17 protein-coding genes are annotated in these 12,208 nt (G+C 64.1%); 6 read left to right on the top strand and 11 right to left on the bottom strand.

Going from position 1 to position 12,208, the window contains the following annotated elements; all coding sequences use genetic code 11:
• Positions 1 to 44: 44 nt before the first annotated feature.
• The 7 genes from P9272_RS16960 to P9272_RS16930 form a co-directional block, all read right to left on the bottom strand.
• A complete protein-coding gene (locus P9272_RS16960; RefSeq protein ID WP_278161407.1) occupies positions 45 to 368 on the bottom strand; it encodes a YkgJ family cysteine cluster protein in 324 nt (107 codons plus the stop codon).
• Positions 369 to 422: 54 nt separating this feature from the next.
• Positions 423 to 581, bottom strand: coding sequence for a hypothetical protein (locus P9272_RS16955; RefSeq protein WP_278161379.1), 159 nt, complete (start codon positions 579 to 581; stop codon positions 423 to 425).
• Position 582: 1 nt separating this feature from the next.
• Positions 583 to 990: a hypothetical protein gene (locus P9272_RS16950; protein ID WP_278161378.1), complete on the bottom strand. Its 408-nt coding sequence runs from the start codon at positions 988 to 990 to the stop codon at positions 583 to 585.
• The gene (locus P9272_RS16945) at positions 990 to 1,196 is read right to left on the bottom strand and encodes a hypothetical protein (RefSeq protein ID WP_128260046.1); all 207 of its coding nucleotides are present in this window, start codon (positions 1,194 to 1,196) and stop codon (positions 990 to 992) included. The genes P9272_RS16950 and P9272_RS16945 overlap by 1 nt, the downstream gene beginning before the upstream one ends.
• A gap of 256 nt (positions 1,197 to 1,452) precedes the next feature.
• The gene (locus tag P9272_RS16940) at positions 1,453 to 1,782 is read right to left on the bottom strand and encodes a YciI family protein (RefSeq protein ID WP_278161377.1); all 330 of its coding nucleotides are present in this window, start codon (positions 1,780 to 1,782) and stop codon (positions 1,453 to 1,455) included.
• 92 nt (positions 1,783 to 1,874) lie between these two features.
• Positions 1,875 to 2,528 (bottom strand): glutathione S-transferase family protein, encoded by a 654-nt coding sequence (locus tag P9272_RS16935; RefSeq protein WP_278161376.1) that lies wholly within the window; start codon positions 2,526 to 2,528, stop codon positions 1,875 to 1,877.
• Positions 2,529 to 2,620: 92 nt separating this feature from the next.
• Positions 2,621 to 3,751 carry a metallophosphoesterase gene (locus P9272_RS16930; protein WP_278161406.1) on the bottom strand — a complete coding sequence of 377 codons (1,131 nt, stop codon included), beginning with the start codon at positions 3,749 to 3,751 and terminating at the stop codon, positions 2,621 to 2,623.
• Between the two features lie 153 nt (positions 3,752 to 3,904).
• Here P9272_RS16930 and P9272_RS16925 point away from each other — a divergent pair, with 153 nt between their 5' ends.
• Positions 3,905 to 4,498 (top strand): hypothetical protein, encoded by a 594-nt coding sequence (locus tag P9272_RS16925; RefSeq protein ID WP_278161375.1) that lies wholly within the window; start codon positions 3,905 to 3,907, stop codon positions 4,496 to 4,498.
• 66 nt (positions 4,499 to 4,564) lie between these two features.
• Here P9272_RS16925 and P9272_RS16920 read toward each other — a convergent pair whose 3' ends face one another.
• The 3 genes from P9272_RS16920 to choX form a co-directional block, all read right to left on the bottom strand.
• Positions 4,565 to 5,053, bottom strand: a complete 489-nt coding sequence (locus tag P9272_RS16920; protein ID WP_278161374.1) for a sulfocyanin-like copper-binding protein — start codon at positions 5,051 to 5,053, stop codon at positions 4,565 to 4,567.
• Positions 5,054 to 5,145: 92 nt separating this feature from the next.
• Positions 5,146 to 6,081, bottom strand: coding sequence for an alpha/beta hydrolase (locus P9272_RS16915; RefSeq protein ID WP_278161373.1), 936 nt, complete (start codon positions 6,079 to 6,081; stop codon positions 5,146 to 5,148).
• The gene (gene choX / locus P9272_RS16910; RefSeq protein ID WP_278161372.1) at positions 6,078 to 7,016 is read right to left on the bottom strand and encodes a choline ABC transporter substrate-binding protein; all 939 of its coding nucleotides are present in this window, start codon (positions 7,014 to 7,016) and stop codon (positions 6,078 to 6,080) included. Before choX ends, P9272_RS16915 begins: the two co-directional genes overlap by 4 nt.
• 83 nt (positions 7,017 to 7,099) lie before the next feature.
• Between choX and betI the strand changes: the two genes are divergently transcribed.
• Positions 7,100 to 7,750 (top strand): transcriptional regulator BetI, encoded by a 651-nt coding sequence (gene betI / locus P9272_RS16905; protein ID WP_278161371.1) that lies wholly within the window; start codon positions 7,100 to 7,102, stop codon positions 7,748 to 7,750.
• A 37-nt stretch (positions 7,751 to 7,787) separates the two neighbouring features.
• Here betI and P9272_RS16900 read toward each other — a convergent pair whose 3' ends face one another.
• A complete protein-coding gene (locus P9272_RS16900) occupies positions 7,788 to 8,765 on the bottom strand; it encodes a LysR family transcriptional regulator (protein WP_128260039.1) in 978 nt (325 codons plus the stop codon).
• 106 nt (positions 8,766 to 8,871) lie between these two features.
• Between P9272_RS16900 and P9272_RS16895 the strand changes: the two genes are divergently transcribed.
• From P9272_RS16895 to P9272_RS16880, 4 genes are all read left to right on the top strand, one after another.
• Positions 8,872 to 9,351 carry a cupin domain-containing protein gene (locus P9272_RS16895; RefSeq protein WP_128260038.1) on the top strand — a complete coding sequence of 160 codons (480 nt, stop codon included), beginning with the start codon at positions 8,872 to 8,874 and terminating at the stop codon, positions 9,349 to 9,351.
• A gap of 106 nt (positions 9,352 to 9,457) precedes the next feature.
• Positions 9,458 to 10,855, top strand: coding sequence for a class II fumarate hydratase (fumC, locus tag P9272_RS16890; RefSeq protein WP_278161370.1), 1,398 nt, complete (start codon positions 9,458 to 9,460; stop codon positions 10,853 to 10,855).
• A gap of 369 nt (positions 10,856 to 11,224) precedes the next feature.
• Positions 11,225 to 11,647, top strand: coding sequence for a DoxX family protein (locus P9272_RS16885; protein ID WP_278161369.1), 423 nt, complete (start codon positions 11,225 to 11,227; stop codon positions 11,645 to 11,647).
• Between the two features lie 118 nt (positions 11,648 to 11,765).
• Positions 11,766 to 12,188 carry a DoxX family protein gene (locus P9272_RS16880; RefSeq protein ID WP_278161368.1) on the top strand — a complete coding sequence of 141 codons (423 nt, stop codon included), beginning with the start codon at positions 11,766 to 11,768 and terminating at the stop codon, positions 12,186 to 12,188.
• Positions 12,189 to 12,208: the final 20 nt, after the last annotated feature.

Below are 12,208 nucleotides of genomic sequence, written 5' to 3'. Positions count from 1 at the left end.
GGGCAAGCGGGGGTTTCCTCGCTCCCGCTCTGCGGGCGAGAAAACTAGCTCACCGCCAACCCATGCGCCGCCCTCGCCATCAGGCAGTCGCCGCCGCCGGGCATGCAGGCGCGGCAGACATCGGGCCGCAGATCGTAGATGCCGCAGGCCGTATGTTTGCCCACATCGCCGGCGAGCGCCGAGCATCGGGCGCCGTCGCAGCGCATCCCTGACTGGTCGGCGGCTACCAATTCGGCCGGAATGCGATCGAGCTGCTCGTCCTCCTCGGTCGAGAAGCGCGGCCAGTCGGCCGAATAGGAGCAGCAGGCGCCGCAGCTCTGGCAGTCGAACACCGCCGTGCCTTCGCCCGCCGGCCAGCCGGGATCGATCGCGGTGCCGGACGGCAAGGGCAAATGGCTGTGAGCGGCCTCGCGGGGCAATCTCTATTTCTTGGTGGTCTTGCGGGGCGGCTTGTGCGCAGGCTGCTCAAACAGATCCACCGCAAGCGGCTTGTCGGCTTTCGGCGTGATGGCTTGCTCGGCCTGTTTCGCGGCGGTGACCTGAGCCGGCGGCTGGGCCTTGGGGGCAAACTTGATGGCCATTTCAGTCCTCGTTGTTAGCCTGCGATGACGGCGCCCGCGGATTGCGCAACCGGCCGATGAGGGCCGAGACCGCCGTGATGTTCATCTCCTCGGGCGACCAGTTCGCGGCTGCCTTGATGTGGTGAGGCGCCAATTCACGATGCGTGCTGCCACTGTAGGCGGCATCCTGATCCGTCGTCCGCTCGCGGGTCTTGGCGTCTTCGCGCACATATTCGATCAGATAATTCGGCGCTTCGGCCCGACCTCGTACGCCGACGCGTACCTGGGCATCGCCATGGGCACGCTTGCAGCGCTCCAGTTTTTCCAGCACGCGCCGAACATATTCAACCGGCTTGTCGAGGGTTTCGATCATATCGGCGATCGTCGCATCGGCGGAGATCGGTGTAGGCGGCACGCGCTTGGTGGCCATCAGCGTTTGCCCGCACGACTGGGCGCGACAGCGGAGGCTGCTCTCTCTTCGGCTTCCTTTTCCAGGCGCAGTTCGCGGAGCCGCGCGGTCTTGGCCCCGCGGGCCTGGTTGACCGCATCCTGTTCGGAAGTGATGCGGCCGAGCGACATCGCCTGGGTCCGGGTCTTGCTGAAAAGCGATTCAGCCTGACCGCCTTTCGGCTTCAAGTCGGCTTGGGTCTTCGAAGTGGGGGTCAAAATACTCACCTGGTCCGGAGCTATCAGTTTGCTGTTGCGAGGTGCTTAGCACATCCTAATCGGCCTGCGGCTACAATTCACTGACCGGAAACGAAAAAGGGTCGGGTACTGCCTGACCTCGTCTCGCCATCTATCGGCGCCAGAACAACCGTGGCCACCGGCAAGGCGAATTCGGTTCGGCCCGGTTCTAATTAATCGCGGTGGGTGGGAATCATTCCGGCATTCGTCACATGATCACACCCAACAGTTGCAGGATTTCATAGCGGAACCCGCGGCCGGAACGCGCCACCGGGTCGCCGTCGGTCACCGCCCTCGCCTCCGCCTCGCTGCCGGCCCGGAGGATCAGCAGCCCCCACGGGCCGGCCGGATCGGCGACGGGGCCTGCCATGATCATAACGCCTTCGCGGAGCTTCTCGCGCAGAAAGTCGGCGTGCCGCCCCATCAGCGCCCTCTCCTCCTCGGTCATGGTGAAGGCGAAGTCCGGCCGCGGCGGGATCAGCCGGCAATGGAAGATAATTGACCTCGTGGCTTCACGCGGTGTTTCGCTGCCGGCCATCACTGTTCCTCCGAAGGCCTATCGCCGCCGGCCGCACTGGGCGGATCCGCTGCGCAACTCCCACGAAACGTACACCTTCTTTGGGAATAGCTCTATTCGTCCGGCCCGGGCTCCGGCCAGGGCTCCTTGGCGGCTTCCGCATACCAGTGACGCATCGCGGGCGTCGCCAGCACCGCATCGACATACGCGCGGGTGACGGGCGCCAGCTCGCCGCCATAAGTGTCGAAGCGCGTGACCATGGGCGCATACATGGCATCGGCCGCGGTGAAATGGCCGAACAGGAACGGGCCGCCTTGGCCATATTGCTCGCGGCACTGGCGCCAGATCGCCTCGATCCTCGCCCGCTGGGCCTCGCCCTCGGCGTCGAGCGGCCTGTGCGATTTCGGCCGGCGCAGGTTCATCGGCCAGCCGTAACGGACCTCGCGGAAGCCGGAATGCATTTCCGTCGCCACCGAGCGTGCCAGAGCGCGGGCGCCGAGATCCTCAGGCCAGAGCTTTCTCTCAGGGTAGAGATCAGCAAGATATTCAAGGATAGCAAGGGTTTCCCAGACGATCCTGCCATTATGATTCAACACTGGCACAAGCCCGGTCGGCGAAACCTTGGCAAGGTTGGCCGCGGTCTCCGGCGTGCGCAGGCGCACGAAGCCCTCCTCGAACGGGATGTCCAGGTGCTTCATCGCCACCCATGGCCTGAGCGACCAAGAGGAAAAACACTTGTTGCCGATATAGAGGGTGAATCCCGCCAAGAACCGTCTCCCGATATCTCAATCCGCTTCGGCGCCCGCGATCTGCCGCCGACCTCACACCGGCCCGGGACCGGATCGCGGTGACCGCCCCTTCATGTCTGGAATTGCTTGGCGAAAGCGTTGGTGAAGACGATCTCGCCATGGTCGCCGGCCGCCTCGCCCAGCACCACATCCATGTTGTCGGCCGTGATGCGCGCGAGCGCGAAGCCGCCCATATAGGCCGCCTTCGGCTTGACGAGATCGAGGCCATCGCGCTGGTAGATCATCGGCACTTCGTGCTGATGGCCGTGGAACACGGCAATGACGTTGTAGCCGCTGATCGCCGCCAGCAGAGCCTGGCGCTCCGCCTCACCCCACCAGTGCGGGCGGCCGGAACCATCGTCGTCATAGGTGCGTTTCACCGGATCCCAGCGCTCGGTCGAGAATGTGTCCCAACCATAATGCTGGAAGATGACCACGGGTCGGCCATCCCCGGCATAGGTGGCGAGGTCCTGCTTCAGCCAGGGCAGGCTGCTTGGCGCACCATGGCCGGTGTCGCCGGCGAAGCGGTGCGTCTGAATGAGGTGCAGGCCGCCCCAGTCCCAGGAATAGCAGTCGGTATCGACGTCGTATTCGGTTGCCGGCACCGGGGGCTTGAAGAACACGCCTGGGCGATGGTTCACCTCGACGTAGTCGCGCAATTCGCGGCGATACCAATCGACATGCGGCGCCGAGCCGTTCTGGTCGAGATCGTGATTGCCGAGCCCGACATAGACCGGGATGTGCACACGGTCCGGCCCGATGCCTTCCTGGTAGCGCTGGGAGAACTGCAGAAGCTGCGTGCCTTCGCTGGGCTCGGTGACCTGGCCGCCGCCGTCGTCGGTGATGTCGCCGCCGGTAACGAGGCCGAGCGGCGTGCCGATGCGGGTGCCTGCCGAATGCAGACCGGTGGAGACGCCGTTGATCTCGGCCGGCCACTTCTTGTCGGCAATGGCGTTCAGCGCCGCGACATTGCGCAAAAGTGCTGCATCGGTCTTGCCTTCCTGCAGGCAGTTGGGACTGAGCCCGCTTGCCATGCGGCAGGCATGGATGTCGGCGATGAAGAGGAACGTGGCGTCGATCGGCTGGATGCGCTTTCCGGTCTGGCCGAAGGCCACCCGCGGAAGGACGCCGGCGGCGGCAACCCCACCCATCCGGGCGATGAAGGTGCGGCGCGAAACGGTTGCTGGCGAAGAGCGATTCATCGTCACCCGATTAAACACTCTCGTCCCCTCTCGTCCAGTTCGATGCCCCGCCAGCGCTGGAGACTTTTCATGCCAAGGCATGAAAAGCTCCTCGGTCGACAGCGCGACGGCGGTCTGTCATTGCTGTAGCCCATGCACCCAGGGGAGGAAGGCATGAGGACCCTTACAACCGGCATGGTGTTCACCATGCTGACCTTCGCCGGTGCCGCGCAGGCCCCGGACTGCGTCGACGCAAAGTCCGCCAAGGCCGGCTTCGTGCTTGAAAAGGCCGGCATAAGCAGCGAGTTCCGGCCGGCGCCTGGCGGCATGGTCGCGGTCGCCAACAAGTATGAATCTGATTCGCCGCAGACACAGTATTTTTATGCCGGGCTGATCGAGGTTTTCCGCGACAGCGACACCGGGCGCCTGTCGATGATCCCACTCGGCGACTTGAAGAAGCTGTTTCCGCTGAAGGCGGGCGCGAAGAGCGACACCGAATTCGTGCCGCTGTCTTCGAAAAAGGCGCCGCAGGGCATCGAGACGCTGGCACTCACCGTCAAAGGCAAGGACACCTACAGGCTCGGCGACTGCAAATACAATGTGTTTGTCGTCGGCGAAACGATCACCGGCGAGAATGGCAACGTCATCGATACCTTCACCGCGCTCTATTCGCCGGACCTGCAGGCGGTGCTGGCGCGGCGGTATGATGAGGGGACGAGCGCGCAGAGCGAGGTGGGATTCGAGAGGATCAAGCCGCTGGCGCAGTGAGACGCCGTCGGCCGACTGCAAACTACCAGCCGGCCGAGCATCAGCCACGTCGACGCGACCGGCTTGCTATGGCTGAACGGTGAACTCCGTCCACATGCCTGTCCCGAAATGACCGGGGACGTTGCAGATGAGCACGTATTTGCCGGGTTTAAGGTCCACTGTAAGCGAGCCCGAAGCGCCAGGGTCGAGTTCGGAAACCTCTCCCTTGTCACCTGCCTTGTCTTCGTCAACCCTGTTCTCGTCAGCAATATAGGGAAGCGGGTCCTTGGGATTGGCGAGATACATCACGATCATTTCGTGGACTGTATCCTTTGAACTGTTCTTCACCTTGAATGTGATCTTGCCGGCCTTCACGGTCGCGGGCGTGGCCGTTATCCCCATGCTTGCCTTCGACATATCCGCGCCCGACATTCCATAGGCGAAACCTGTGGTCATGGGCACGTTCGCCCCTTTGTCCCACAACGAAACCTGAACCGTGGCGGCAGCTTGAGCGGCACCAGCCATCGCAACAAACACGGCAAACCCTACAACCCCATTCCTGACTAGCTTTTTCACAGCAAGACTCCTTCGGCAGACACCGGTAGGACCGACACCGGCAATCGACCGCTCCCTGCCATGAAACCTAGCCGAACGGTGCCTGCATGATTTCACCGCCGGCCGCGCCCGACCTTGCGTTGGATCAAACCGATATGCGGAAAAAAGCGGACAGTTGGTGAATGCCTTGGACCCGACTGGGCCTGACGGGTATCGTCGTTTCCGAAGGGTTGGCTGATGATTGCAGCCACGAACGCCGGGTCTTCCCAATGCGGGTTATGGCCGCAATCTTGCGCCCAGACCAGACGCGATCCGACGATTGCCTGGGCCAGGCCCCGCTGGTGCGCGGCGCCGAAGAGCAGATCGCGCCCGCCTGCGATGATCAGCGTCGGGACCCGCACGACCCGCGCCGAGGCGGTCAGATCGGTGCGACGGACTTCCTCTAGAATGATGCGCCAGCGCGCCGCCGGAATCGCGGAGGCGTCTTTCGCGAGACCCGCGAGAAAGGCCTGCGGCACGCCCGGCTGGCAGGCATGCCACCAGTCATAGAACGGATCGGACGGCGAAATCGGGTCGCGCAAGGCCGCCACTCCATCGATCAGCTGGTGATGCGATCCGAAATCGGGCTTCAGCGTGCTGGCCAGGATCACCAGCCCACTGATCAGTTCCGGATGTTGCGCCGCCAGCACGGTCGATACCATGCCGCCCAGCGAGTGCCCGACGACGACCGGCCGGTCCAGCCGCAGGCTCTGGATCAGCCCGGCCATGTCGTCGGCGAAATCGTCGACGCTGCAGCCCCCGCCCGCCTGCGAGCCGCCATGGCCGCGCAGATCCGGCATGATCAGCCGACGCCCGGAAAGATGCGGCGCGAGCAGCGAGAAGCTGCGGCTGGTGTCGGTGAAGCCATGCACAAGGACGAGCGGCGGCTCCGAACCGCCGATCTCGACATAGGCAAGGTCGAGGCCGCCGATATTGACCATCCGCTTGCGGCCGGCCCAGGACGCCTGCTCGGTCTCCTTATCCGTCAGCCCCGAAGCGGCCGGCCTCACAGTCCGAGCTTCTGCTTGACCGCGGAAAGGCCGGGCTTGCCGTCGAAGGTGGCGACGCCGGCGAGCCAAGCGTCGAGACGATCCTTGTGCAAGGCGATCGACTTCAGCGCGCCCTCCTCCGGCTTCATGCCATCATTGATGAGGTAGCCCATGCCGACATTTTCCATGTCGATGTCGAAAGCGAGGTTCTTCAGGAATTGCGCCACGTTCGGGCATTCCTGCAGATAGCCCTTGCGCACCTGGGTGGTCACGGTGGCGGCGCCGAAATTCGGACCGAAGAACTTGTCGCCGCCGGTCAGGTACTTGAAGTCATACATCGTGTTCATCGGATGCGGCGCCCAGCCCTGGAAGACGATGAACTGCTTCTCCTTGATCTCGTAGCCGACCTCCGAGAGCATGCCGGCTTCGCTTGATTCCACCACATGCCAGCCGTCGAGTCCAAATTGCGGATCGGCGATGGCGTCCATCATCAGTTGGTTGGAGCCCGGCTCGATGCCGTACATCTTCTTGCCGAACTTGTCGGCGAATTTGTGCAGGTCCGCCAGGTCCTTGACCCCGGCTTCCCAGACATAGGTCGGCACGGCGAAAGTGTATTTGGCGCCGACCAGATTGACCCGAACATTCTCGATCGAGCCGTCCTTCTTGTAGGGCTCGTAGTAGGTGACCATCGCCGGGTCCCAGTAGCCGAGGAACAGGTCGAGGTCGTTGTTCTTCATCCCCTCATAGATGACGTTGATGCCGAGCACTTCGCTCTGCGGCTCGTAGCCGAGCGCCTGGAGCAGCACCTTGGCCACGCCGGTCGTGAAGGCGAGATCGTTCCAGCCGGGCTCGGCCATGCGCACCGTTTTGCAGCTTTCGGCCTCGGCGGCCTGGACCGCCTGGGCAGCCCACATCAGGGCCGCGAGACAAACGCCATTCGCGAGCATGCGCAACATTCCGATTCTCCTCTTTCCGGTTGCTTTGACCTTCTGGTCATTTTATTGTCCCATCGGTCAATCATTGATCTGAGCGGGCGAAGATGTCAACATGGATTCGCCATGCATGGACCGGTCCAGTGAAACTCACGCGCCTCAGCGACATTCGCCGCAAAGAGTTGCGGCAGGCGGCCTTCGCCGTTCTGGAGCGCGAAGGCATCGCCGGCGCTACGCTGGAAAAGGTTGCGGCCCAGGCCGGCGCCTCGAAGGGCATCGTGCTGCATTATTTCCGCAACAAACAGGAGCTGTTCGAGCACGCCATGCGCGAGGCGAACGCCGTGCTCTGTCACGCCGTGGTCACCCGGCTCCGGCGAGCGCGGACGCCGATGGAACGGCTGGACGCGGTGATCGAGGGCAATTTCGAGGAGCACCTCTTCCTGCCGCCGCTCTGCCATGCCTGGCTCTCGCTCTGCGCAGAGGTGCCGCGAGACGAAAAGCTGGCGCGCATCCAGAAGGTCATTCACGCGCGCATGCGCTCGAACCTCTTGTCGGGCCTGCGCGGCCTCGCTTCGCCCGAACTGGCCGAGGACATTGTGCTCGGCATCACCGCCTTGATCGACGGGCTGTGGCTCAGGCTCGGCCTGCAGCCGGGCAGCGTCACGCGCGAGCAGGCGGTGCGCCAGGTCAAGGACTTTGTCGCCGGCCGGATTGCCCTTCGTCAGCCCGAGCCCGTCGGGTTGGCCTCGGCCGGATAAAGTTCATACGAGTGACAGGCCGCCGGGTGGATGTCGGCTATGTGGCGGGGTGAGGTTGACCGCTCGCGGGGCCGTCCCAATCCTTGAACCCCAGCTTTCCGACCTCATCGAGGATCTGCTCGCGGATCCAGCGATGCGGCGGCTCGTCATCGCGGCGGGCGTGCCAGTACATCCGGACCGCCGGAGATTGTATCGGGATCGGCGCCCGATAGATGCCGATCGGCAGGGATTTTGCCGCCGCGACTGCGAACTGCATCGGGACGGCGGCCAGATAAGGTCCGCCGGCAACCGCCAGCGCCACCGCCTGGAAATGCGGCAAAGCGAGCATGACGCGGCGCGCGCGGCCCATCCTGCCCAGCGCGTCGTCGGTGAAGCCCGACATCGAGCCGTCGATGGAGCGCAGCGCGTGCGGCAGCGCGCAAAAGAGGTCGAGCGGCACCTCTTCGCCCTCGGCGATGCCAGCCCGCCCGAGCGCGGCATTGTCCTTCGACGCAATGACGGCGAAGGGGGAACCGAACAGCGCCACGCTTGAAACCCATTCCGCGACCTCCAGCGGGCGCTCCAGCGCCAGGTCGATCCGGTCCTCCTGCAGCAGTTTCGAGACATCGCCGGTGGCGCTGTCGAGGAAACGGAACGACAGGCCAGGCGCCATCGCGGCGATGCGCGCGGCAAAGGGCGGCATCAGGAGCATGGAGAAGAAATCGGCGCCCATGAAGGTAAAGGTTCGTTCCAGCCTTGCCGGATCGAAATCGGTTGCCGGCTGAAAGGCGCGCTCGATCTCGCGCAGTGCCGCGCGCACCGGCTCCGCCAGGCTCTCGGCGCGCGGCGTCGGCACCATGTCGTTGCCGCGGCGCACGAAGAGCTGGTCGTTGAGCGCATGGCGCAGCCGGTTGAGCGCGGCGCTGACGGCGGGTTGGCTGAGTCCGATCTGCTCGCCGGCGCGCGTCACGCTTTTCTCGCGCAGAAGCGCGTCAAGCACCCTCACCAGATTGAGGTCGAGCGCATTCAAATTCATCGCATCGATCCGCCCCATACGATCATTCGATTTCCATCGCCGGCCCGTCCCAGGCTAGGTCGCCGTCGAAGCCGTTTCGTCGGCGCCCAACAGAGAAAGAGCAATCATGACAATGATCAACACCAGCATGGCAGGCAAGGAACTCCTTTGGTTCAACAACACGCTTGTCGCCATCCAGGTCTCTTCGGCTGACGGCGAGGATGGGATCTGTGTTGTCGAACACCGCCAGCCCTATGGCGATTCCGCGCCGCTGCACGTGCACCGCAACGAGGACGAGGTGTTTCATATCCTCGAAGGGCGGATATCTTTCGTCATCGACGGCCGCGAGCGGGTCGCCGGCGCCGGCGAGACGGTGCTCGCGCCGAAAGGCCTGCCGCACACTTATAGGGTGGAGTCCCGCGAGGGCGCGCACACACTCACGGTGACGCGCGGTTCGGACTTCGAAACGATGCTGCGCAAGGCAAGCCGCCCCGCCGAACGGCCCGACCTGCCGCCGTTGGCGGCGCCGACGCCGCAGACGATCGAGATGCTGACCAGGCTGTGCGCGGAGAACGGCATCGACATTGTCGGGCCGCCGCTGGGGTGAGTCTTCCCTTCAACCGATTTGCATCTTCCCCGCCCGCAATCTCCGCTTGATGCCGTTTGTGCAACGCGATACGCCCTTGCCAAAATCGATAGACCGGAGACTTGCCGTGAGCGCTGAAAAGACCAGAACCGAAACCGATACGTTCGGTCCCATCGAGGTGGCGGCCGACCGCTATTGGGGCGCCCAGGCGCAGCGCTCTCTGGGCAATTTCAAGATCGGCTGGGAAAAGCAGCCGGCGTCGATCGTGCGCGCGCTCGGCATCGTCAAGCGCGCCGCGGCCGAAGTGAACATGGAGATGAGGCGGCTCGATCCGGCAATCGGCAAGGCGATCGTCGAGGCCGCGCAGGAAGTCATCGACGGCAGGCTCAACGAGCATTTCCCGCTGGTTGTGTGGCAGACCGGCTCCGGCACGCAGTCCAACATGAACGCCAACGAAGTGATCTCCAACCGGGCGATCGAGATGCTCGGCGGCGTCATGGGCTCGAAGAAGCCGGTTCATCCCAACGACCACGTCAATATGAGCCAGTCGTCCAACGACACCTATCCGACGGCCATGCACATCGCCTGCGCCGAGCGTGTCGTGCACCACCTGATTCCGGCCCTGCATCATCTGCACAAGGCGCTCGACGCCAAGGCGCGCGCTTTCAACCACATCATCAAGATCGGCCGCACGCACACGCAGGACGCCACGCCGCTGACGCTTGGCCAGGAATTTTCCGGCTATGCCGCGCAGGTCGCCTCGTCGATCAAGAGGATCCAGCAGACGCTGCCCGGCCTGCAGGAACTGGCGCAAGGCGGCACCGCCGTCGGCACCGGCCTCAACGCGCCGGTCGGCTTCGCGGAAAAGGTGGCGGACCGCATCGCCGCCATCACCGGCATCGCCTTCGTGACCGCGCCGAACAAGTTCGAGGCGCTCGCGGCGCATGATTCCATGGTGTTCTCGCACGGCGCGATCAACGCGGCGGCCGCGGCACTGTTCAAGATCGCCAATGACATCCGGCTGCTCGGCTCCGGCCCGCGCTCGGGCCTCGGCGAGCTGTCGCTGCCGGAGAACGAGCCGGGCTCCTCGATCATGCCGGGCAAGGTCAACCCGACCCAGTGCGAGGCGTTGACGCAGGTCTGCGTGCAGGTGTTCGGCAACAATGCCGCGCTCACCTTCGCCGGCAGCCAGGGGCATTTCGAGCTCAATGTCTACAACCCGCTGATGGCCTACAATTTCCTGCAGTCGGTGCAGCTGCTTGCGGATGCTTCCATCTCCTTCACCGACAACTGCGTTGTCGGCATCGAGGCGCGGGAGGACAACATCAAGGCCGCGCTCGAGCGCTCGCTGATGCTGGTCACGGCACTGGCGCCGACCATCGGCTACGACAACGCCGCCAAGATCGCCAAGACCGCACACAAGAACGGCACGACCTTGCGTGAGGAGGCCCTGGCCACGGGGCTGGTCAGCGAGGCCGACTACGACCGGCTGGTACGGCCGGAGGACATGACACATCCCGGATAAGCGTTGGCATTGCTTCGTCATCATCGGGCTGAGTGAAGCGAAGCGGAACGCAGACCCGAGGACCATGCCGTTACATCCGAGCGCTGCCTGCGGTACAAATTTTGCCTCGCCCCGCCCTCCGGTCTAGGTCACGAAACGGACCCCAGGGTCTTCGCGACGGAGCTTCGCCCTGGGATGACGAGCTTGGGAGGAATTTTGCGGCGGGAGAATTTGCTCCCGGAGGCAATGCTCGCGACATGAATTTCGCGTCGGATCCGCGACTGTAGGATATAGAATCTGTGAACAATGTGTCACCACATAAGCGGCTTTGGTGAACAGTCTTCCTGATCTATCTGACTGGGCATTCAACCCCCGCTCGGAGAACCCGCCATGTCCATCAACTCTTCCGTCGCCGGCAACGGCGCAGCATCCAACAGCTCCACCACGATCCTGCTCGGCCGCATCCTGCTTTCCGTCATCTTCCTGCTTTCCGGCTTCGGCAAGCTCACCGCCATTTCCGGCACCGCCGGCTATTTCGGCGCTCTCGGCCTGCCGGTGCCGACCGTAACCGCCGTCCTCGTCGGCCTGATCGAACTGCTCGGCGGCCTTGCCATACTCGTCGGCCTCCAGACCCGCATCGTCGCCTGGGTGCTCGCCATCTTCACGATCGCTACCGGGCTGGTCGCTCACACCGGCTGGGCCGATCAGATGCAGATGATCCAGTTCCTCAAGAACCTCGCCATCACCGGCGGCTTCATCCTGCTCGCCTCCTCCGGCGCCGGCGCCTATTCGCTCGACGCCAAGCGCGCCTGAGCCTCCCCAAGCCTTCAACGCCAAGCGGCGCGTAATTTTCCGCGCCGCTTTTTCGTTGCAGGCGTAGACTGCGCCGCAGCTGGCATCAGCCGGACCGGGCCGGCAAGGGAGGTGGCCAATGTTTCGCAATGCGTTGCTTCTGGTCTCGCGGCTGCTTCTAGCCGCGCTCTTCGTGCCGTCGGGCTTCCAGGCCCTCACCCACATCTCAGGCACGATCAATTATTTCGCCGGCCTCGGCCTGCCGCTGCCGACCTTGGCCGCCTGGGGCACGGGCCTGTTCGAATTAGTTGCGGGGCTCTTCATCCTCGTCGGTTTCCAGACCCGGATCGTGGCACTTCTGCTTGCCGCCTTCTGTCTCGTCGCGGGCTTCATCGGCCATTACGGCCAGGGCGCCGACGACGCCACGCTGGCGTTCCTGCACCAGCAGATGCTGATGAAGGACATCGCCATTGCCGGCGGCTTCCTGGCGCTCGCCATGGCCGGCGCCGGCGCGTGGTCGGCCGACGGGAGCGACTTCGGGATCAGCGCCGAGGTGACCTGAGCCAGCCCTATTTCACCGAA

It is taken from the genome of Mesorhizobium sp. WSM4976, from assembly GCF_029625685.1.
GTDB lineage: Bacteria > Pseudomonadota > Alphaproteobacteria > Rhizobiales > Rhizobiaceae > Mesorhizobium.
This window is presented reverse-complemented; position numbering and strand designations above follow the sequence as displayed.

Excerpts from the sequence above, each read along its gene's own strand:
- P9272_RS16930 (WP_278161406.1), bottom strand. The coding sequence starts at position 3,751 with ATGAATCGCTCTTCGCCAGCAACCGTTTCGCGCCGCACCTTCATCGCC.
- P9272_RS16885 (WP_278161369.1), top strand. The coding sequence starts at position 11,225 with ATGTCCATCAACTCTTCCGTCGCCGGCAACGGCGCAGCATCCAACAGC.
- P9272_RS16925 (WP_278161375.1), top strand. The coding sequence starts at position 3,905 with ATGAGGACCCTTACAACCGGCATGGTGTTCACCATGCTGACCTTCGCC.
- P9272_RS16950 (WP_278161378.1), bottom strand. The coding sequence starts at position 990 with ATGGCCACCAAGCGCGTGCCGCCTACACCGATCTCCGCCGATGCGACG.
- choX (WP_278161372.1), bottom strand. The coding sequence starts at position 7,016 with ATGTTGCGCATGCTCGCGAATGGCGTTTGTCTCGCGGCCCTGATGTGG.
- P9272_RS16900 (WP_128260039.1), bottom strand. The coding sequence starts at position 8,765 with ATGAATTTGAATGCGCTCGACCTCAATCTGGTGAGGGTGCTTGACGCG.
- P9272_RS16895 (WP_128260038.1), top strand. The coding sequence starts at position 8,872 with ATGACAATGATCAACACCAGCATGGCAGGCAAGGAACTCCTTTGGTTC.
- P9272_RS16940 (WP_278161377.1), bottom strand. The coding sequence starts at position 1,782 with ATGGCCGGCAGCGAAACACCGCGTGAAGCCACGAGGTCAATTATCTTC.
- P9272_RS16880 (WP_278161368.1), top strand. The coding sequence starts at position 11,766 with ATGTTTCGCAATGCGTTGCTTCTGGTCTCGCGGCTGCTTCTAGCCGCG.
- betI (WP_278161371.1), top strand. The coding sequence starts at position 7,100 with ATGTCAACATGGATTCGCCATGCATGGACCGGTCCAGTGAAACTCACG.
- P9272_RS16955 (WP_278161379.1), bottom strand. The coding sequence starts at position 581 with ATGGCCATCAAGTTTGCCCCCAAGGCCCAGCCGCCGGCTCAGGTCACC.